Below are 19,487 nucleotides of genomic sequence, written 5' to 3'. Positions count from 1 at the left end.
CATGTATATGCACCTAACTGAAGCGGCAGTCAGCACAGCAAAAAGGGGCTGTCCCAAAAGTAGATACTCTACTGGTGGGGAAAAATTCCATGCCTTCTTAAAGGATTAATTTGTAAGAAAGGGAGCGATTCTCCGTTATTGGAGGATCGCTCCCTTGCGTTTCTGGTCATTCGCTGCTTGCTTCAGCAGGTTGTGAGCAAGCGAAAGCCAACCGACCTCTAGCGTCACTTTTTCCATGCCGCGAAGCAGAAAGCGCCGGAAGCCCCGGTTATTTTTTAATTGTCCAAATACACTTTCCGGCTCCGTCATTCGACGTACGGCCAATAGATAGCCTTCCTCGCTTCGGAGGATTTCTTTCGCCTGTTTCTGGTATCTAAGCCGCTCCAAACTGACTGCGATTTCCCGGTTTCCGCTTCCCTTCGTGCAGTTTTCTTTTAGCGGACAACCTCCGCAGCTTTGACTTTGGTAATGACGCTTCTTAATTTCGTATCCACTCTCTGTGGTTTCCTTGCTCTCTCGTTGGAAATACAGCGGGTATCCAGCTAAACACGTCCAGCGATCCTCGGATGCGTCGTAGGTCCAGTTCTCGATTTTTCCGACGTCGGCTTTCCAGGCTTTGCTCTTTTCTTTGTGGTAGGTGCTGTATTTCACGACGGCCTGTATCTCGCTCTTTTCCAGATAGGCGTAGTTTTCTTCACTTCCATAGCCGGCATCTGCAATGACCGTCTTTGGAAGTTTTCCGAGGAATTGCTTTGTTTTTGCCAGATGTGGTTCTAAACAGCGGGTGTCACCCGGTCTTTGATGTAGACTGTAGGTTAAAATAAATTGGTTTTCGGTCCCGATCTGTAGATTGTAACCTGGCTTCAGTTGGCCATTTTGCATGTGATCTTCTTTCATCCGCATAAACGTTGCCTCGGGATCGGTCTTGCTGAAACTATTCCGGTCCCCAAGCAGCTTTTGATATTGTTCGTACTTCTGCAGTCGAGGGAGCAAATCCTTACGCAACTTCCGAACCGTCTTTTTTAGGGGCTTGTCTTTCGGTTTTTCGGCAAGCTGAGCTTCAAGCTTTTGCACGGCTTGTTCGAGTTTCTCACTGTCCATTTGCGAACCCGTGCTGAGTTCAGCCAGATCTTTGCCCTGATTCTCTTGTTCTTCCTGCTCTTCCGCTGCTTCAATGTCAGCGAATAGGGCCTGTACCTTATCTTGCAGTTTCGCTTTGTGTTTGCTGACCGCTTTGCTCCAGACAAAGGTGTAGCGATTGGCATTCGCTTCGATCTTAGTTCCGTCCACAAAATAATGCTCCAGAGACACGTATTTTTCGTCAGCCAGAAACTGAAGCACGGCGGTAAATACCGTTTCGAGGACCTTTCTCATCCGCTGGGAACGGAAGCGATTCAGCGTGCGGAAGTCGGGTCGCTGCCGTCCGGCCAGCCACATGAAGGGAATGTTCTCCCGGACCGCTTTGGCGATTTGGCGAGACGAATAGATTCGCTGAGTGTAAGCGTAGATGATGACTTTGGTGAGCATTTTAGGATGGTAGCTGTCACGGCCGCCGCCGGGATAGGCCGCGTCAAAAATGGCGTTGTCCAGCCGATTGACGGCGGCATTCACGACGCGAACGAGGTGATTTTCCGGGATATCTTCTTCCAGATCCATTGGCAAGCAAAGCTGGTCCATGGTATATTGAATGTACAAAAGAAACCTCTCCTTTGAAATGGTTGTGTGGTAACTCCATTTTAACAAAAGAGAGGTTTCTTTTTGTGATTTTAGAAAGATTTGAAGAAACTTTTCCCGCTTAAACAGCGGAGAGGACGGAACGATTGTGAAAAAGCGGCAGCGGTCGCCTTGGTCTCCGGATTTTCACCGCTAAGGGAATGAAAAAAATCTGGAGACCACAGCGACCCAAACAACGGTCCGTTCGCGAAGCGTCCACCCAAGTGCTCACGTTGATCCTACTCCAAAATAAAAAGCTGTCCCAAGCAGCCATTTCATGGCTTTTGGGACAGCCCCCTAATCTAAATGATTCACTTGAGTTATCTAGGTTCTACAATAAGTTTGATAGCCGTCCGGTCTTCCCCATCAATCACTATATCCGTAAAAGCCGGAATACAGATCAAGTCCACTCCGCTAGGTGCGACAAATCCCCGGGCGATGGCAACGGCCTTCACGGCCTGGTTCAGTGCTCCTGCTCCAATAGCTTGTAGCTCGGCCGATCCACGTTCGCGAAGAACACCTGCTAATGCGCCAGCAACGGAATTTGGATTGGATTTAGCTGATACTTTTAATACATCCATAGTAAGTACCTCCCCTGGGAAAATGATGGTGTTCTTCTTCCACTACAGTAGATGTTATTCGCTTCAGAAGAATTAATTCCTTCTTTTTGCGGACCTCTCCGGAGAAAATAGTTCAAAAGATACTCTTTTTCGATATAATAAATATCACACTTCACCCAAAACAAAATGAGTATTACCGAATTACCTATTTGCAAGTAGAAACGGCATTGCCGTCCTTAGCTCATCACCCATTCATCCTCACGCAGCCGGATCTTCTCCAGTCGTGTCGCTCTGCCTGTAGCTTCATCAAGTTCTGCGAATAGACCATGCAGCTGCCATTTGCCTTCGTCGACTACAAACCGGGAGGGAAGCTGAGTTGTAAATTTATAGATGATCGCATCCTTTTCCATACCCAGAATCCCTTCTCTTGAACCAACCATACCCGCATCTGTAAGATACGCTGTACCTCCTGGCAGGATCACATCATCATTACTCTGCACATGAGTATGTGTGCCGACTACAATCGAAGCCATTCCATCCATAAAATAGCCCATCGCAATTTTCTCGGAGGTTGCTTCCGCATGGAAATCCACCAGAATGCACTTATGCTCTCTGCGCAGTTCCTCCACAATCTCCTCGCCTACCCGGAACGGGTCATCAATCGCCGGAAGAAAGGTACGGCCCTGCAGATTCACAATCGCCAGCTGCTTGCCGTTCCCCTTAACAACGGTATATCCACGGCCCGGTGTCCCCGGCGGAAAGTTAGCCGGACGGATGATCCGCGGCTCGTCGTCGATGAACTCGAAGATATCCTTGTTGTCCCAGGTGTGGTTACCCATCGTAATACCGTGGATACCCCAGTTAAAGAATTCGTTAGCGATAGCAGCGGTGATCCCTCTGCCGGCAGCGGCATTTTCACCATTGGCAATGATGATATGCGGCTGATATTTGCTTTTCAGGGAAGGCAGCATTTCACGCAGCGCTTTTCTGCCTGTATTGCCTACAATGTCTCCGATAAATAAAACTTTAATAATCTTCTCCTCCTAAATTTTGGGTTTGTGTATGCTCTGCCAACCATAAATCGCTGCTTAAGTATAATTTCACCTATTCTGCTTCATTCCAAACTCCACGGCGTGCTGCATGAAAAAAGGCCCCGCAAGGGGGCCGATTTCCTTATTTATTTCGCATATTCTACAGCGCGTGTCTCGCGGATTACCGTAACCTTGATATGACCCGGATAATCCAGCTCACTCTCAATCATCTTCGTAATATCGCGGGCCAGACGGAAGCTTTCGGCATCATCAATCTTCTCAGGCTGTACCATTACGCGAACCTCGCGGCCCGCCTGAATGGCATAGGATTTCTCGACACCCTCGAAGGACTCCGAGATCTCCTCCAGCTTTTCCAGACGTTTGATGTACGTTTCCAGGGTCTCACGGCGTGCACCTGGACGGGCAGCCGACAAAGCATCAGCAGCACCAACCAGCATAGCAATAACCGAGGTAGCCTCGCAATCTCCATGGTGGGACGCGATACTGTTGATAACCACCGGATGTTCCTTGTACTTCTTCGCCAGTTCGACGCCGATTTCAACATGCGAACCTTCCACTTCATGATCAAGCGCTTTGCCGATATCATGCAGCAGTCCGGCACGTTTTGCAAGCACGATGTCTTCCCCAAGCTCACCGGCCATAAGTCCAGTCAAATAAGCAACCTCCATGGAGTGCTTCAGTACGTTTTGACCGTAGCTCGTGCGGAATTTCAGGCGGCCCAGAATTTTGATCAGATCCGGGTGCAGACCATGAACGCCAACCTCGAAGGTAGCTTGTTCACCGTATTCGCGAATCCGTTCATCCACTTCTTTGCGGGATTTCTCCACCATTTCTTCAATACGTGCAGGATGGATACGTCCGTCTGCGACCAGCTTCTCCAGTGCCGTACGGGCCACTTCGCGGCGGATCGGATCAAATCCTGACAGAATAACGGCTTCCGGCGTATCATCAATAATAAGATCAATCCCGGTCAGAGTCTCCAGCGCACGGATATTGCGGCCTTCACGACCGATAATCCGGCCCTTCATCTCTTCATTCGGCAAGGTAACGACAGATACCGTAGTTTCCGCCACATGATCAGCCGCACAGCGTTGAATCGCCAAGGTGATAATCTCACGGGCTTTCTTGTCCGCTTCTTCCTTAGCTTGCTGTTCGATTTCCTTGATCATCTGAGCAGTTTCATGGCGAACTTCCTGTTCTACATTGCTGAGAATGATACTTCTGGCATCATCGATGCTCAGATTGGAGATACGTTCCAGTTCAGTAACCTGATTCTTGTAAATTACATCAATTTGCTGTTGGGTTTCATCAATTCGTTTCTCTTTGTTAGCTACTTGTTCTTCTTTTCGTTCAAGCGATTCCATTTTTTTATCCAGCGATTCTTCCTTTTGCAGCAAACGTCGCTCTTGCCGTTGGATTTCATTCCGACGTTCACGAGTTTCTTTCTCAGCTTCGGTACGGATTCTATGAACTTCGTCCTTAGCCTCAAGTACCGTTTCCTTCTTCAGCGCCTCCGCCTCTTTCTTCGCGTTCTCCACGATGACTACGGCTTCTTTCTCTGCGCTGGAAATCTTAGCTTCTGCAAGGGATTTACGAATAAAATAACCGAATCCAAAGAATGCTGCAGCTACAACGAGAACGACAATGACCCAGATCAATGGATCCATCTGTTCACCTCCTCGTTGATATCCTCCAAGGATCTTCCCTTGGGTATTTGTGCAGTTGTTAAACTATCCGTTCATCACCATACAAAAAACCGGTAATACACCGATTGCCATACTGCACATGCTGCACATGCACATTGCCCGCCTTATCCGGCGATTACATTTCATATGAGTTGTACGCGAACCGGAACATAAGAGTCTGCTTTTTGGGAAGGAAAAAGGATTCTTAGTTTATGCCGATTCATGTTATATTTTATTATTTATAAAAAGACCTTGTCAAGAGAGTCGATAACCGTAATAAAGTCAAGAGAATCAATCCGGGAAGTAAAACTCCTCTTCTTCCCCCCCAGAATCCTGCTCATCCCGCAGAATCCCGATCACCTGGCGCACCATTTCTCCTGAGAATCCCCGGCGCATCAGGAACGCCCCTGTCTTCCGGCGTTTGTCGTTCACATCTCCCCGGATCGTATTCCATTTCTTCCGTCCGGTCTGCAGCGCGCTCTCCTGCTCCTGCTCGGGTGTGATCTCATCCAGCGCTTCCGCAATCAGCGACATATCAATCCCTTTCTCCCGCAGCTCCTGCCGGATCCACATCTTGCCCTTACGCTGATTCACAATCCGCTGCTCCGCCCACTGCTTGGCGTACAAGGGATCATCTAGCAGACGTTCCTCCTGCAGGCGGAGCAGAACTTCGGCAATAACAGTCTCCCCTATTTCCTTCTCCCTTAAACGGCGGGCCATCTCCTGTGCGGTTCTGGGCTTGCGTTCCAGATACCTAAGCCCCTCCACATACGCCCGCTGGCGCTCGTCTGCGGCAACGATATCCTCCAGATCCGCTTTTACAAAAGCACTCCCGGTAATCATCCGGTATTTAATCATGACATCTTCATGAACAGTCATGTTGTAGTCTCCGAAATGGATTAGATAACGATAATTAGACTTCTTAAGCCGCTCTACCTTTGTAATTACCAGCTCTTGATCTGCCGGGAAATCCGCCAGCACCTGCTGCTCATCCTGTTCTTCGAATTCCTCATCCAATTGTATAACCATCCTGCCATTCACCTACTTAAGCTGAAATATTTACGAAAAGGCACCCTGTTATATCTTCACAGGGCGCCTATCCATCTTGACTTCATTATTCAATTAGAAGTAGAGGAGTACTTAATTACTCAATCTCAAGCAGCAGCTTCTCTTCTTCCTCTTGCTCCGCAGCCACAGCCGCTTCAGATGGTGGCTCTACCAGAGTCGTGAGATTACTTGCCTCACGGATCTTGTTCTCGATCAGCAGAGCAATATCCTGATGTTCCTTCAGGAACTGCTTAGAATTCTCCCGTCCTTGACCCAGACGTTCGCCTTCATAGGAATACCAGGCACCGCTCTTGTTGACAATATCCATCTCCGTACCGATATCCACAAGGCTTCCCTCTCTGGAGATTCCTTCGCCGTACATGATATCTACATCCGCTTGCTTGAACGGAGGCGCTACCTTGTTCTTCACAACCTTGATCTTCGTGCGGTTACCCACGACATCGTTACCCATCTTGATACTCTCTACCCGGCGCACATCCAGACGGACAGAGGAGTAGAACTTCAGAGCGCGCCCACCCGGAGTGGTCTCAGGGTTACCGAACATTACGCCGATCTTCTCACGAAGCTGGTTGATGAAGATCGCAATAGTGTTGGATTTGTTAATGGCACCAGACAGCTTCCGCAAGGCCTGGGACATCAGACGGGCCTGCAAGCCTACGTGGGAATCACCCATGTCGCCTTCAATTTCTGCCTTCGGCACAAGTGCTGCTACAGAGTCAACTACAATGATGTCTACTGCTCCGCTGCGTACAAGCGCTTCAGCGATTTCCAGGGCCTGTTCACCCGTATCAGGCTGGGACAGCAGCAGTTCATCAATGTTAACGCCAAGCGCCTTGGCATACTTGGGATCAAGCGCATGCTCAGCATCGATGAAGGCAGCTTGTCCGCCCTGCTTCTGTACTTCAGCGATCGCATGAAGTGCAACCGTCGTCTTACCGGAAGATTCCGGTCCATATACTTCAATAATACGTCCTTTGGGAAGTCCGCCAATACCTAGTGCAATATCAAGTGCCAAAGATCCGCTAGGTACAACTTCCACTTTCATGTGAGTGGATTCTCCCAGTTTCATTACCGAACCTTTACCGAATTGTTTTTCTATTTGACGAAGCGCCATATCAAGCGCTGCACGACGATCTGACAATCAGACCACTTCCTTCACTGTTTATAGTATTATCATAACGTGTTTTGAAGGGCTTGCCAAGTCTTTTTTAGAACATACATTCGTTTTTTTTGCTCCCGGGGATAATACTCCCTTTTATTGTAAGATACATACCTCCTTCCGGATGCAAAACTCAGCAGGTGCTTCTCTTCCGCTTCTTACGTTAATAGGAACAGCCAAAGGATAATTTATTATACCTAATATAAAACAAAAAACCGCAGCATGATCGCTCAAGCCACGGTTCTTCCGTATACATGAATTATATACCGGCCCGTACAGTTATTGCAAGGCCGAGCCTTCCAGCGGAGTAGCAACCTTGCGTTCTTCCAGGCGGCGCCACAACCGGTACAGCAGCGCCTTGACGGTCCGCAGCCGGATGTTCTCACGGGTGCCCTTCAGATTCAGCTCATATACCTCTGTCTTGCAGCCCCGCTCAGCCATTCCTACGAACACAAGACCCACCGGCTTGCGCTCGGAATATCCCGGTCCGGCTACACCGGTAACCGATAAGCCAAAGTCCGTGTCACCGATCATACGCACCTGCTCAGCCAGTACCTCCGCAACCTCGCGGCTCACCGCTCCCGGGGCATCCGGACCTTCAAGCATGGCGGAAGGCACATTCAGCAGTTTCTTCTTAATATCATTGGAATAACACACGATCCCTCCGGCAAACATGGAGGCGCTGCCCGGAATATTCGTAATGCTCTCCATCAGCAGACCGCCTGTACAGCTCTCGGCAGCACTCAGAGTGAGTCCCGCATCCGCCATCCAGTCCACAATCAGCTGCTCCAGCGGCACATCGATGTTAGCATACAGATTCTCCGGAAGAATGTCCGCAATCGTTTTCTCCAGAGCATCGAGCTTGACCATAGCTTCCCGCTCGGACGGCGCCTTGGTGGAGATGCGCACGGTCACTTCGCCTTCCTTCGCATACGGGGCAATCGTTGGATCGCTCTGGCTGCGGATCAGCTCAATCAGCTTGTCCTCCAGCAGCGACTCGCCAATCCCGGCGAACTTCAGCATCTTCGAGTAGAGCGGCATTTCACCAGTAAGTGCATGCTGTTGAAGCCATGGCTTGGCCTTATCCGTGAACATCGGCTTCATCTCCCGGGGCGGGCCGGGCAGCACGATATAATATTTGTCTTCTTCTGCAAAAGCAATCCCTACCGCAAGGCCGGTATCATTGGACAGAGGAGTCGTCCCTTCAATGACAAGCGCCTGCTTGCGGTTATTCTCAGTCATTACAATCTTGCGGTCATCGAAGAAGCGCTGCACATGATCCATGGCCAGCTGGTCGATGTGCAGGGTCCGGCCAAGCGCCGCAGCCAGCGCATCCTTGGTCAGATCATCCTCGGTCGGACCAATGCCGCCCGTGAACAATATAACATCCGCCCGGCTCTGAGCAATCCGGATCGCTTCCAGAAGGCGGCTTTTGTTATCTCCCACAACGGTCTGAAAATAAACGTCAATGCCTAATGCAGCCAGCTCGACTGAAAGAAACTGGGCATTGCTGTTCACGATTTGTCCAAGTAAAAGTTCTGTTCCAACGGCAATAATCTCTGCTTTCATAGCTGACGTTCTCCTCCTGATTGTAGGTATCCTGCAAGGTTCAGCCTGTTCCAGCCTCTCAGGCTTTGTTCAAATCCAGCAGATCCTTATTCTTCACGAAATAATCAATGCCAGAGTAAATGGTAATGATGGCTGCCGCCCAGATGGCAATGTCATCCACAGGGATGCTGACGAACTGGAACGGGAAATTGTTAAGCAGCAGCAGGGAAATAGCAACAATCTGAATCACTGTTTTTACCTTTCCCCATTTGCTTGCAGCCACTACCTTCCCTTCCAGCAGTGCCACCTGGCGCAGGCCGGTCACGGCAAACTCGCGGCTGATGATGACAATGGCAATCCAGGAATCGCATCTTCCCAGCTCGACCAGCGAGATCAGCACGGCCGAGACCAGCAGCTTATCCGCAAGCGGATCGAGCAGCTTGCCCAGATTGGTGACCATGTTATATTTTCTGGCTATGTAACCGTCAATTCCATCGGTACTGGCTGCCAGCAGAAAAATAACTGCCGCGACCAAGTGATTAATTGAAAGCTGAAAGGAGCCCCAATGTATCGGTTCCGGATAGAAGCTGAAGTCCACCAGCAGAAAAAACATCATGATTGGGATAAGGCAAATACGTGCTAATGTGATGCGGTTGGGTAAATTCACTGAAGTTTCCTCCCCTAGTCCATACGAATCCGGTATTCCAGCATTTTCTTCAAAACTGCTTAGCTAGTATATTATAGCCATAAATAAGTGTCAAAAAAACATGAAGCACCCCGCAAGTAAGGTAAGTATACACTGCGGGGCACATGATCTTACTTTAAATTGTTAAACTGTAAATCAAGCGGCAAATCAGCCTTGCGTAAAAGCTGGATAATCTGCTGGAGATCGTCGCGGCTTTTGCCAGTCACACGGATCTGATCACCCTGGATCGTGCTCTTAACCTTCAGCTTGGAATCGCGGATCAGAATATTGATCTTCTTCGCATTCTCCTGGTCTATCCCTTGCCGCAGTCCCAGCCGCTGGCGCACCGTGCCGAGCGAAGCCGGCTCCACTTTGCCGAAATCCATATTCTTCAGCGTGATTCCCCGCTTCACCATCTTGGTCTGGAGGATATCAATAACTGCATTCAGCTTGTATTCATCCTCTGAGGCGATGACAAGCGCATCCTTCTCCAGCTTCAGGCTGCTCTTGCTGTTCTTGAAATCAAACCGGTTATCAATTTCCTTCTCGGTTTGATGAACCGCATTGGTCAGCTCCTGCATATCCATCTTGGATACGATATCAAATGAACTTTCTGAACTCATGGTTCCACATCCTTTACTTCCAATTAGTCTGTTCCTATTATATGAGATAGGGGCTCTTAAGTCTAATACTGGAAAAGAGTCAAGTGGAAACGGCATTCCGTCCTTTGTAAGGACGGTACCGTTTCAGCGAGAAATAGAAGGATAATTTATAGCGTAAACATATAAATTCTTATATTTGCACCTAAAAACACGCCTCCCGGAACCTGTCCAGGAGACGCTCACCTCTAAATATTATCTGCTGCGTGCAGGAGCCCGGAACATATCCAGAATCCCCAGCAGAACATGTGCCAGTCCAAAGCCCAGAATACCATATCCCCAGGCGCCCGGTGTCAAATAATACCCCAGGAGACTGACAATAATGCCAAGCCCTGTTACAATCCAGCTGACGGTCATGAGAGAATACACCTCACTTTGGCGAGAGAACTGTTAAACACTTCTAGGTTCTCCAATCCGCCAAAGACTATACATCGGATGTATTATTCTCCGGTAGTACTCCCGCCAGCAGCGCCGTCCGTACCGCTGTCCAGTTCAAGCAGCAGACGCGAGGAGGTTTTGCCGTCGGTAATAGCCTGTCCGTTGACCGAAATCGCGGTAGCCGGTGAATATCCCGATTTGATATACATGCCTTCGCTGTCCAGCGTGAAGCTGAGATTATCGCCGGCCTTAGTGTTCCCGAAGCTGAGCTTCTCCCCCTTGGAGTTCTCGCCCTTGTACACTTCAAGCCAGCTGACTCCGGTTGAGGCAATCACGACCTGAACCTGGCTTCCGGCAGGCGCGGAGACCTTATAGATCGTTGTCTTGCCCGATTTACGGTCCTGAGTAACGGTGACAGCACCCGGAGAAGCCGATGGAGACGGCTCTGGAGTTGCAGCAGGCGCAGTGGTTGCCGCGGCTCCTGCATCAGGTGTAGCTGCCGCATCCGCTGTCGCTGAAGGCACTGCACCGCCTCCAGCGGCAGTAGGAGAAGGCTTAGCCTTAGCCGGATCTTGCGTCGCGGTAGTCATGCTTGCATTATCCGCTTTCTCCGGCGAATCATTATTCATCGTGGAAGAGGCATATAAGTAGATGACCACCAGAATCAGCACCGGGAAGGTCCACATCAGCAAGGTCGGGAGCCACTTGGCGTTACGCTCCGTTTCAGGCTTGCGGCTGCGCTTCTGAATCACGGTCTCCATGGTAGTATCGACGGGAGCAGCAGGCACATTGCCGTGCTCCTCCATCAGCTCATCCGGGTTGACCCCGACCGCCTCGGCATAGGTTTTGATAAAAGCCCGGACATAAAAGCTGCCGGGAAGCACTTTATAATCCCCTGCTTCGATGGCTTCCAAATATTTTTTGCGGATCTTTGTTACTTCCTGGACATCATCAAGACTCATCCCCTTTTGCAGACGAGCCTCCTTCAAATGCCGGCCCAGTTCCGACATACCATCACCTCCTGAATGTTGTGTGAGCAATGCTCTTAATGAAATATATTAAAGATCTTCACTGTAGCTTGTCGTAAACGACTCGTACAATATCTCTTCGTTCGGTGAATTGCGCAGCTCAATAATAATATCGAAGTCATCGAAGGTGAATTCGGACTCCCGCACAAAAATATCAGGATGCTCAATCACCTTGGTGCTTGCCATACTCATGACATTCTGCAGCAGGTTATAATGCTTCTCATTCGAGCGGATGGTGCTGACGATCCCGTCAATGATAAATACATTATGCGGATTCATCTCGTCTTCGGCGAGCTGGCTGCGGACGGTCTGGCGCAGCAGCGTAGAGGAGACAAACGTCCAGCGCTTCATCGCACAGACGCTGCCGGCAATAATCGATTCTGTCTTGCCTACCCGCGGCATGCCACGTAGTCCTATAACCTGATTGCCTTCTCTCTTAAACAGCTCGCCCAGGAAATCGACCAGCAGCCCGAGCTCATCGCGGGTGAAGCGGAAGGTCTTGCGGTCATCCGAATCCCGGTCGATATACCGTCCATGCCGGACCGCCAGCCGGTCCACAAGCCGCGGTGTACGGAGTGCCGTAACCGTTATATTATCAACTTTCTTGAGCATTTCGCCCATCAGCATGATCTTCTCATCGTCGCTGGTTTCCAGCAGCATTCCGCGCGTCTTGCCTTCCACGCCGTTAATCGTCAGAATATTGACTTCCAGCATCCCCAGCATGGAAGCAATGTCGCCTAACAGACCGGGTCTGTTCTTATGTATCTTATACTCCATATACCATTGTTTATATTCCACTTGTGCGCACCTCATAGATTCCTTTTCCCTGCATGTTGTTTCAGATACACGGGTCATGTTAATGATATATAAAAAAAAATTGAAAGGCAAGGACACGATTGTAATAATTGCAGAAAAGCTCCCGCAAGGGGAGCTTCTTCCGCGTACCTATGCGTTTTTCTTCGCCAGTTTGACCATGAGTCCGGCAATGGTATGCTTCTCATCATCCGTTCCGACATCCCACAGCTCTTTGATGGCCCGGTTGGAATAGTTGCCCGGATCGACCTTCTTATCGAGGAATTCCCCGATTTCGAACGCCAGCTTGGTGATGGTCTCGTCGCTCATCCCCATTTTTTCAGCCTGAATGACCCGGTCGCCCAAAAAACTTTTCCAGGTATCAAAGTTCTTCACTACGGAATCTGTTGACATCTTAAATCCTCCTCAGGTTTGTAATGATATTGAGATTTAGAAGCAACAGTTATAATATGTCTCAAGCCGGAAGGTCTTATGCTGGAGCATTTCTCCAGAGCAGGCTCATGGTTCCTGGCATTATACCGGTTATTACGTAATCCAGCCGCCGTTCGGACTGATGACCTGACCCGTAATATAACCGGACTCAGGCAGTGCCAGAAAATAAACAAGCGAGGATATATCCTCAGGGGTAGCCAGCCTCCCCGCAGGGATCTCCTCCTCCAGCATTTTCAGTTCATCCGCCTGCAGATTGGACAGCATGGCCGTGTGAACTGCTCCAGGCGCTACAGCGTTCACAGTGACCTTGGAGGGGGCCAGCTCTTTGGCAAGCGCCTTGGTAAAAGCATTAACTCCGCCCTTACTGGCCGAATAAGCCACTTCACAGGAGGCACCCGAGATTCCCCACACAGAAGACACATTAATGATCCGGCCGTAACGCTGCGTGACCATATAAGGCATGAAAATCTGGCTGCACATGAAGGTGCCCTTCAGATTCACCGCCATGATATCGTCCCACTCCTCCTCGGTCAGATCGGCTAACATGCCATAATGAGCTTTACCGGCATTATTGACCAGGATATCCGGCATCATGCCGCTGCTCTCCAGCCTTTCGGCCATGCGTACGAGCTGACTGCGGTCTTTCATGTCCGCCGCTACGGTCATTACCTTCGCCCCCAGCGCCAGACAGCGCCGGGCCACATCATTTGCCGCTTCATGCGAATTCATATAATGAATCACAATGTTCATTCCCACCGAAGCAAAACGCTCAGCGATCGCGCCGCCGATTCCCCCGCTGCCTCCGGTAATGAGCACTGTCATTTCGCCAATCGGTTTGCTGTCCTCTCCCGGTAACATCATTAAGGACTCACCACCAGCGATACGGCCAGCTGCTCCCAGTTCACATGATCATGGAGCCGGGCATTCACTTCATCCAGAGTGATCGATTCATACAGGGGAAGCACTTCAAACAGATCTCCTCCACGGAACTGGTAACGGGTGAACTCATGGGCAATGCTCTCCGGCGAATTCAGCATCCGCAGGAAGCCGCCGATTTTCTTTTTACGGGCCCGTTCGAAATCCTTCTCCGCGAAGCCCGTCTCCAGAATGCGTCCAACTTCTGCCTTAATCCGTTCAAGCAGCAGACCCGGATCTTTGGTATCGCCGCCGATCGCCGAGAAGGCATACTCCGCAGAGCTGTTAAATTCATGGCCGAAGCTGTCCGAGATCAATTCCTCGTCATAGAGCTTCTGATACAATGCCGTACTGCTGCCAAACAGCAGGTCCAGCATCAGCTTCGTGGTCAGATCACGGCGCACCGCCGCTTCACCGATCAGACCATCCACCTTTTCCTTAAATCCGAACATCATTTTGGGAATGGAGACAGCAAGTCGGCTCTCCACATGCTTCGAGGCTACCTGCTCAGGCTCCTCCGCGAAGATACGCGTAATTTCACCCTGCTTCTCATAGCTCTTGCCTTGCTGATTGCTGCGGATCAGTTCAAATACCTGCTCAGGGTCCACTCCGCCGACAACGAACAGCAGCATATTGCTGGGATGATAGAAGGAGTTGTAGCAGGTGTACAGCGTTTCCTTCGTAATGGTTGAGATGGATTCGATAGTTCCGGCAATATCAATGTGAACCGGGTGAGTAGCATACATGGCTTCAATCAGCCCGAAATAGACGCGCCAGTCAGGATTGTCGGCATACATATTGATTTCCTGCCCAATAATTCCCTTCTCCTTCTCCACGTTCTCATCGGTAAAATAAGGACGCTGCACAAAATCAACCAGCGTGCTGAGATTCTGCTCAATGTTCTCCGTGGCCGAGAAAAGATAGACCGTCTGGTCGAAGCTGGTGAAGGCATTGGCCGATGCGCCATTCGACGCAAAGGTGGCAAAAATGTCGCCTTCCGGCTCCTCGAACATTTTATGCTCCAGGAAGTGGGCAATTCCGTCCGGTACTGTAGTCTCCTCGCTGCCCGCCACCTTGAAGTGATTGTCTACCGAACCGTATTTCGTGGCAAAGGTGGCGTAGGTTTTGAGAAAAGCCGGCTTCGGCAGCACATACACCTGCAGTCCGTTATCCATAACCTCGTGATAAAGCGTTTCTTGAAGCCGTTCGTAATGGAGCTTCTCCATCCCTATTCCTCCTTCCCTGTCAGGAAATAAATCGTATCCAGCTCAAAAGTATCCGCTGCAGCCTTCACTTCAGCCGCCCCCATGCCGTCGACCTGGTCCATCAGCTCCTGGGCAGAACGGTCTTTGCCGGATAGCTGGCGGTTGAAATCAAAGGAAATCATCTCAAACGCCGAATCCTGAATCTCGGACAGCAGGTTGCGGATCATCGCCTTCGTCTGGCTAAGCTCCAGGTCAGTGATATTGCCGGCCTTCAGCTCATCTAGCTGCTTGCGGATAATATCAACGGCTTTGCCGTAGTTCTGGGTCTCGATCCCCGATTGAATCGTTCCGATGCCCTTATGCCCGTCATAACGGGAGGAGGCGTAATACGCCAGACTCTCCTTCTCACGGACATTGACGAACAGCTTGGAATGCGGGTAACCGCCAAGAATACCGTTGTACATCAGCGCGGAAGCATACCGGTCATCCTTGTAGGTAATCGAGGTCCGCAGCCCCATGTTCAGCTTGCCTTGATTCACATCCAGCTTCTCCTCTACCGTCCGCACTTCCGTAACCGATACCGGAGTGAAGTCCGAGGTGTAGCCTCCGGCTTCGGAGTGATGGGCCCGGCCAAAATGAGCTATCACCAGCTTCTCGACCTCCTCAGGTGTGGTATCGCCCACAACATACAGATCAAGCGTAGCTCCATTCAGCCAGGAGGTATAGCTCTGGTACAGCGTCTCAGGCGTGATAGCATCCAGATCGGCCCGTTGACCGAGGGGATGGAGACGGTAAGGCTCGTTGCGGCACATTTCCTCAATGCAGCGTTCTGCCGCGTAGCGGATTTTGTCATTCACAATGGATTCCAGCTTCTTGCGGATCGTCTCGCGTTCTGTAGCTACATAAGAAGCCCGGAAGCTTCCATTCTCAAGCAGGGGACGGGTCAATACCTCTCCCAGAAAAGCAAAGGATTCACCAAGCAGGCTCTCCTTGCTCTGCACAAAGGAATCATTGATCGTATCCATCCGGAACTGGACAATCTGGTAATCCCCGCGTTTATAAATATCGAAGCCGAAGCCGGCACCGTACAGCTCCTCCAGACGCTCGCGGAATTGAGTAGTTTCCGGATAGGACGCTGTCCCCCGGCGGAGTACAAACGGAACCAGTGCGGTAGAAGTCACTGTACTTTCTTCAAGCGGAACGCCTGCATACAGTGAGATGGCGAATGTCTTGAACGCCTTGGTCGGCAGAACATGTATGCGCATGCCTGCGGCATGGCCATGTTGAAATGCATTATTAGTCAAGTCCAAAACTCCTTTGCAGCGTGGATGGATGCTCTATAACAAGTTTATGAAGTATTATCCATTCTAAACCATTCCAAAGTAAGGAAGCAACCGGAGGACAGCGTACCGGTTGCTCTTACGGAGGGTTGTATACAGACACAGTAAGCTACATGCAGAAAATATGCTGGCCGATCGTCTTCACCTGCGGACGGGACCAAATCCACTTGGAAGTCGCCGTCTTGGGATTGAAGTAATAGATACAGCCGCCCGACGGGTCCCAGCCGCTCAGTGCCTGCTGCACTGCCTTGCGTGCCTGTTCATTAGGCTCCAGATAGATCTGTCCGTCAGCAACGGCGGTGAAGGCTCCCGGCTGGAAAATGACGCCCGAAGGCGTATTTGGGAAGCTTGGGGATTTTACACGGTTAAGAATGACTGCGGCTACAGCCACCTGTCCTTCAAAAGGTTCGCCGCGTGACTCGCCGTAAACCGCGTTAGCCATGATCTTCAGATCGTTTTCGGACAAGCCCATGGTATTGCCGGAGGACAGTTCAGCCGTATTGGTTTTGGCTGCAGCTGCGCCGGAGGGCGCTTTCTTCTGGGCGGTAGACGTCTCGGGCGCTGTCGGCTTCCAGGCTGTAGTCGCATTGTATAGCTTAAGCTTCGTCTTGGCCCCGACTACCCCGTCGGATTTCAGGCCGAATTTCCACTGGAACCAGGTGACAGCATTCTTCGTCTTGGTCCCGAACTGGCTGTCAATCTTCCCGTTAAAATAACCAAGGTACTTCAATCTTCCCTGCAACTCATAGACATCCTGCCCGGAGGAGCCGACCTTAAGCGGAGTTGTGCCGAACACGGGCATGGCTTCCTCCCCTTCATCAGGGCTATCTGCGGCAACCTGTTCTGCTGCATATGGCTTGGCATAGATCAAATCATGATCTTTGAAGACTGCACCGGCAAACGGTGCAGCTGCAAGGGCAAGGGTAACGGCGGCAATGATCCACTGCTTATGTTTTGTCATGGGATTCGCTCTACCTTTCTCTTGGAAGTTCTGCATGAATGGCTAAAGTTATTATGACGACTGGCAGGACTTCCTATGCATGACCGCAAATCAAGGAACCGTAAATTCATTGCAACTGAGAACGATTATCAACTATACTTGGGTTATGAAACAACAGGAGTTGAGAAGAAACATGGATTTTAAGGACCATATTGTACTGTGGAACCATGCTGCTGTAGAAGTTATCGATATCCGCAAGGCCTCATTCATTTCTGGACAACCTCCGCTGAAGTATCGCCTTCCGGCTAGTACATACCTGTATATCGTTCGCGGCAGCGCAAGTCTGCTTATAGATGACAGCCGATATGAAATCAGCGGCGCAACTGTCTTTCACGGGGGCAAAGGCACTACGATTAAATTGCTAAAAACACATGAAATTCTGGAATATTACCTTATTATGTACCGTACAACGTTAACCCTGCCTGCGCGCCGCAATCTTACAGCGCTTTTGGAGCGCAGCAAGCCTTTTACCGCGTCATATCATTGCACTCCGGCCCATCCCCTGCCGCTGTATGAGCTTCTAGACCAGATGTATGGGGAGTGGCAGACAGGCCGCGACCTTGAGCATCTGCATGTCAAAGCCCTGTTCTATCAGTGGGTCCATGAGCTGCTTCATCAGATGCAGGGGCAGGAGCTGCACCCGCTTAGAGCAGATGTGCTCGACCAGGCTGTACGCTATATGCATGATTCTTACAGCAGGCCGTTCACCCTGGATACACTAGCCGACACTTTGGGCACCAGCCCGAGGACATTATCGAGGTTATTCCGCATGCGGCTTCAGAGCAGCCCCGCCCAATATCTGGTTCAGATTCGCATGGACAAGGCACGTGAGCTATTGCTGGGCACAGAAGCCACACTGCATGATATTGCAGCTGCTGTGGGCTATCCGGATGCGTATTCTTTTGGAAAAATGTTCAAAAAGCACTTCGGAAACTCACCAGTAAGGTACAAAAATTCTGTGCAGGCCGCTTCCCCGTGGCGGGATATGATATCTGCGCTGTCTGCAAATGACATTGCCCGTGAAGGCACTCTCGGATATATTGATGATGATAATCATTATCAATATGATCTAAAAGGAGCGTCATCCATGTTCAGAACGTCTAAGCCATCCCTAATGTTAACCTTGTTGTTATGCTTCACCATAGTGTTAAGTGCCTGTTCCTCAGGAACTGCCACAACAACGACGGCGGGCAACGGCAGCAATACGCCAACCTCTTCGCCTGCTGCGACGGCATCCTCTACAACGTCCCCTGACAACACTGCAGCCGAGGCACAGACCCGGACAATCTCTACAATAAAAGGGGATATTGAGGTGCCTGCCAATCCTCAGCGTGTCGTTGTGTTGTACTTGCTGGGCGATGTTCTGGCGCTGGGCATTAAGCCCGTAGGTGTCTCTAGTGTAAATGAAGGTGCTGCCTTCGAGAACGAATTGAAAGATGTACAGAAGTTGGGAAGTTGGTTCGAGGCCAGCCCGGAAGCTGTCTTATCGCTTGATCCCGATCTGATTATCGTTCCTTCCGAGGAAACTTACAATGCATTGCATGATATCGCACCCACCGTATTGGTGCCTTATGAGAAAATGACAACCGCTGAGCGGGTCAGCTTTATTGGACACACTCTTAATAAGGAAGATCAGGCCACCAGCCTATTAAATGATTTCAATGCCAAAGTGGAGGACAGTAAGCTGAAGCTGAAGGAAGCGGGAATTCTAGATTCGACCATCTCCATCATGGAAGGCGGCGGAGAACGCAGTATGTTAGTGATTATGAGCAAACAGTATGGCCGGGGTTCGCAGGTCTTATATGAATATCTTGGCATGAAGGCACCGGAGAAGATTCAGCAAAAAATAGATAGCAAGACCGATGTCGGCGGGGAGTCTGTATCCTTTGAAGTCATTACCGATTACAGCGGAGATTATATCTTCCGTTCCTCTTATGACGGAATGACTGACCTGACGGGAGACCCGATCTGGAACAGTATTCCGGCAGTCAAGGAAGGCCGGTTAATGAATATCGACTTCGGATTATCGTATTACAATGATATCTACTCCCTAAATGCGCAGCTTGATTACATGGTTGATGCTCTGCTTGCAGCTCCCCGGGTGAAGTAATACCAATGGCACCATTCGCAAAATAAAGTTAGGCACAATCCAAACAGAGCAGCGCTCCCCTATATTGGAGAAGCGCTGCTCTGTTTTTAGATGTAAAACAACCTATAATCAGGTTCAATATTGTTGCTGATTCTCCG

Annotated in this window: 18 protein-coding genes; 1 reads left to right on the top strand and 17 read right to left on the bottom strand. The window is 50.2% G+C overall.

Translation table 11 applies throughout. From position 1 onward, the window contains the following. Positions 1-135 precede the first annotated feature (135 nt). The 17 genes from MKY64_RS08520 to sleB form a co-directional block, all read right to left on the bottom strand. Positions 136-1,695 carry an IS1182 family transposase gene (locus MKY64_RS08520; protein ID WP_340950956.1) on the bottom strand — a complete coding sequence of 520 codons (1,560 nt, stop codon included), beginning with the start codon at positions 1,693-1,695 and terminating at the stop codon, positions 136-138. 338 nt (positions 1,696-2,033) lie between these two features. After that, on the bottom strand, positions 2,034-2,294 hold the full coding sequence (locus MKY64_RS08515) for a stage V sporulation protein S (protein ID WP_019910496.1): 261 nt from the start codon (positions 2,292-2,294) through the stop codon (positions 2,034-2,036). Between the two features lie 215 nt (positions 2,295-2,509). Beyond that, entirely contained in the window at positions 2,510-3,304 is a 795-nt protein-coding gene (locus MKY64_RS08510) for a TIGR00282 family metallophosphoesterase (protein ID WP_036724768.1), read from the bottom strand. A gap of 146 nt (positions 3,305-3,450) precedes the next feature. Further along, positions 3,451-4,992 carry a ribonuclease Y gene (gene rny, locus MKY64_RS08505; RefSeq protein WP_036724766.1) on the bottom strand — a complete coding sequence of 514 codons (1,542 nt, stop codon included), beginning with the start codon at positions 4,990-4,992 and terminating at the stop codon, positions 3,451-3,453. A 309-nt stretch (positions 4,993-5,301) separates the two neighbouring features. Then, positions 5,302-6,039, bottom strand: coding sequence for a regulatory protein RecX (locus tag MKY64_RS08500; protein ID WP_340952186.1), 738 nt, complete (start codon positions 6,037-6,039; stop codon positions 5,302-5,304). 115 nt (positions 6,040-6,154) lie between these two features. After that, positions 6,155-7,219, bottom strand: coding sequence for a recombinase RecA (gene recA, locus MKY64_RS08495; protein WP_036724761.1), 1,065 nt, complete (start codon positions 7,217-7,219; stop codon positions 6,155-6,157). Between the two features lie 297 nt (positions 7,220-7,516). Next, entirely contained in the window at positions 7,517-8,806 is a 1,290-nt protein-coding gene (locus MKY64_RS08490) for a competence/damage-inducible protein A (protein ID WP_340952183.1), read from the bottom strand. 58 nt (positions 8,807-8,864) lie between these two features. Then, on the bottom strand, positions 8,865-9,452 hold the full coding sequence (gene pgsA, locus MKY64_RS08485) for a CDP-diacylglycerol--glycerol-3-phosphate 3-phosphatidyltransferase (RefSeq protein ID WP_036724758.1): 588 nt from the start codon (positions 9,450-9,452) through the stop codon (positions 8,865-8,867). Positions 9,453-9,601: 149 nt separating this feature from the next. Then, positions 9,602-10,093 (bottom strand): YajQ family cyclic di-GMP-binding protein, encoded by a 492-nt coding sequence (locus tag MKY64_RS08480; RefSeq protein ID WP_036724757.1) that lies wholly within the window; start codon positions 10,091-10,093, stop codon positions 9,602-9,604. A 231-nt stretch (positions 10,094-10,324) separates the two neighbouring features. After that, positions 10,325-10,486, bottom strand: a complete 162-nt coding sequence (locus MKY64_RS08475; protein ID WP_179090467.1) for a hypothetical protein — start codon at positions 10,484-10,486, stop codon at positions 10,325-10,327. A gap of 83 nt (positions 10,487-10,569) precedes the next feature. Continuing rightward, positions 10,570-11,517 (bottom strand): RodZ domain-containing protein, encoded by a 948-nt coding sequence (locus MKY64_RS08470; RefSeq protein ID WP_339249024.1) that lies wholly within the window; start codon positions 11,515-11,517, stop codon positions 10,570-10,572. Between the two features lie 48 nt (positions 11,518-11,565). Next, complete coding sequence (locus MKY64_RS08465; protein ID WP_036724755.1) at positions 11,566-12,348, bottom strand: DUF3388 domain-containing protein; 783 nt, start codon at positions 12,346-12,348, stop codon at positions 11,566-11,568. 132 nt (positions 12,349-12,480) lie between these two features. Next, entirely contained in the window at positions 12,481-12,741 is a 261-nt protein-coding gene (locus MKY64_RS08460) for a DUF3243 domain-containing protein (protein ID WP_036692667.1), read from the bottom strand. A gap of 132 nt (positions 12,742-12,873) precedes the next feature. Continuing rightward, positions 12,874-13,641 carry an elongation factor P 5-aminopentanone reductase gene (gene ymfI, locus MKY64_RS08455; protein ID WP_036724753.1) on the bottom strand — a complete coding sequence of 256 codons (768 nt, stop codon included), beginning with the start codon at positions 13,639-13,641 and terminating at the stop codon, positions 12,874-12,876. Next, positions 13,641-14,921 (bottom strand): EF-P 5-aminopentanol modification-associated protein YfmH, encoded by a 1,281-nt coding sequence (gene yfmH / locus MKY64_RS08450; RefSeq protein ID WP_340952182.1) that lies wholly within the window; start codon positions 14,919-14,921, stop codon positions 13,641-13,643. The genes ymfI and yfmH overlap by 1 nt, the downstream gene beginning before the upstream one ends. Positions 14,922-14,923: 2 nt before the next feature. Beyond that, on the bottom strand, positions 14,924-16,204 hold the full coding sequence (gene yfmF, locus MKY64_RS08445; RefSeq protein WP_036724751.1) for an EF-P 5-aminopentanol modification-associated protein YfmF: 1,281 nt from the start codon (positions 16,202-16,204) through the stop codon (positions 14,924-14,926). A 145-nt stretch (positions 16,205-16,349) separates the two neighbouring features. After that, complete coding sequence (sleB, locus tag MKY64_RS08440) at positions 16,350-17,201, bottom strand: spore cortex-lytic enzyme (RefSeq protein WP_036724779.1); 852 nt, start codon at positions 17,199-17,201, stop codon at positions 16,350-16,352. Between the two features lie 172 nt (positions 17,202-17,373). On the opposite strand from sleB, the gene MKY64_RS08435 reads away from it, so the two are divergent. After that, on the top strand, positions 17,374-19,350 hold the full coding sequence (locus MKY64_RS08435; protein ID WP_036724750.1) for an AraC family transcriptional regulator: 1,977 nt from the start codon (positions 17,374-17,376) through the stop codon (positions 19,348-19,350). Positions 19,351-19,487: the final 137 nt, after the last annotated feature.

This window comes from Paenibacillus sp. FSL R7-0210 (assembly GCF_038009085.1).
Taxonomy (GTDB): Bacteria; Bacillota; Bacilli; order Paenibacillales; family Paenibacillaceae; genus Paenibacillus_AQ; species Paenibacillus_AQ silagei.
Note: the sequence above shows the minus strand (reverse complement) of the source record. Positions and strands in the feature narration are given on the sequence as shown.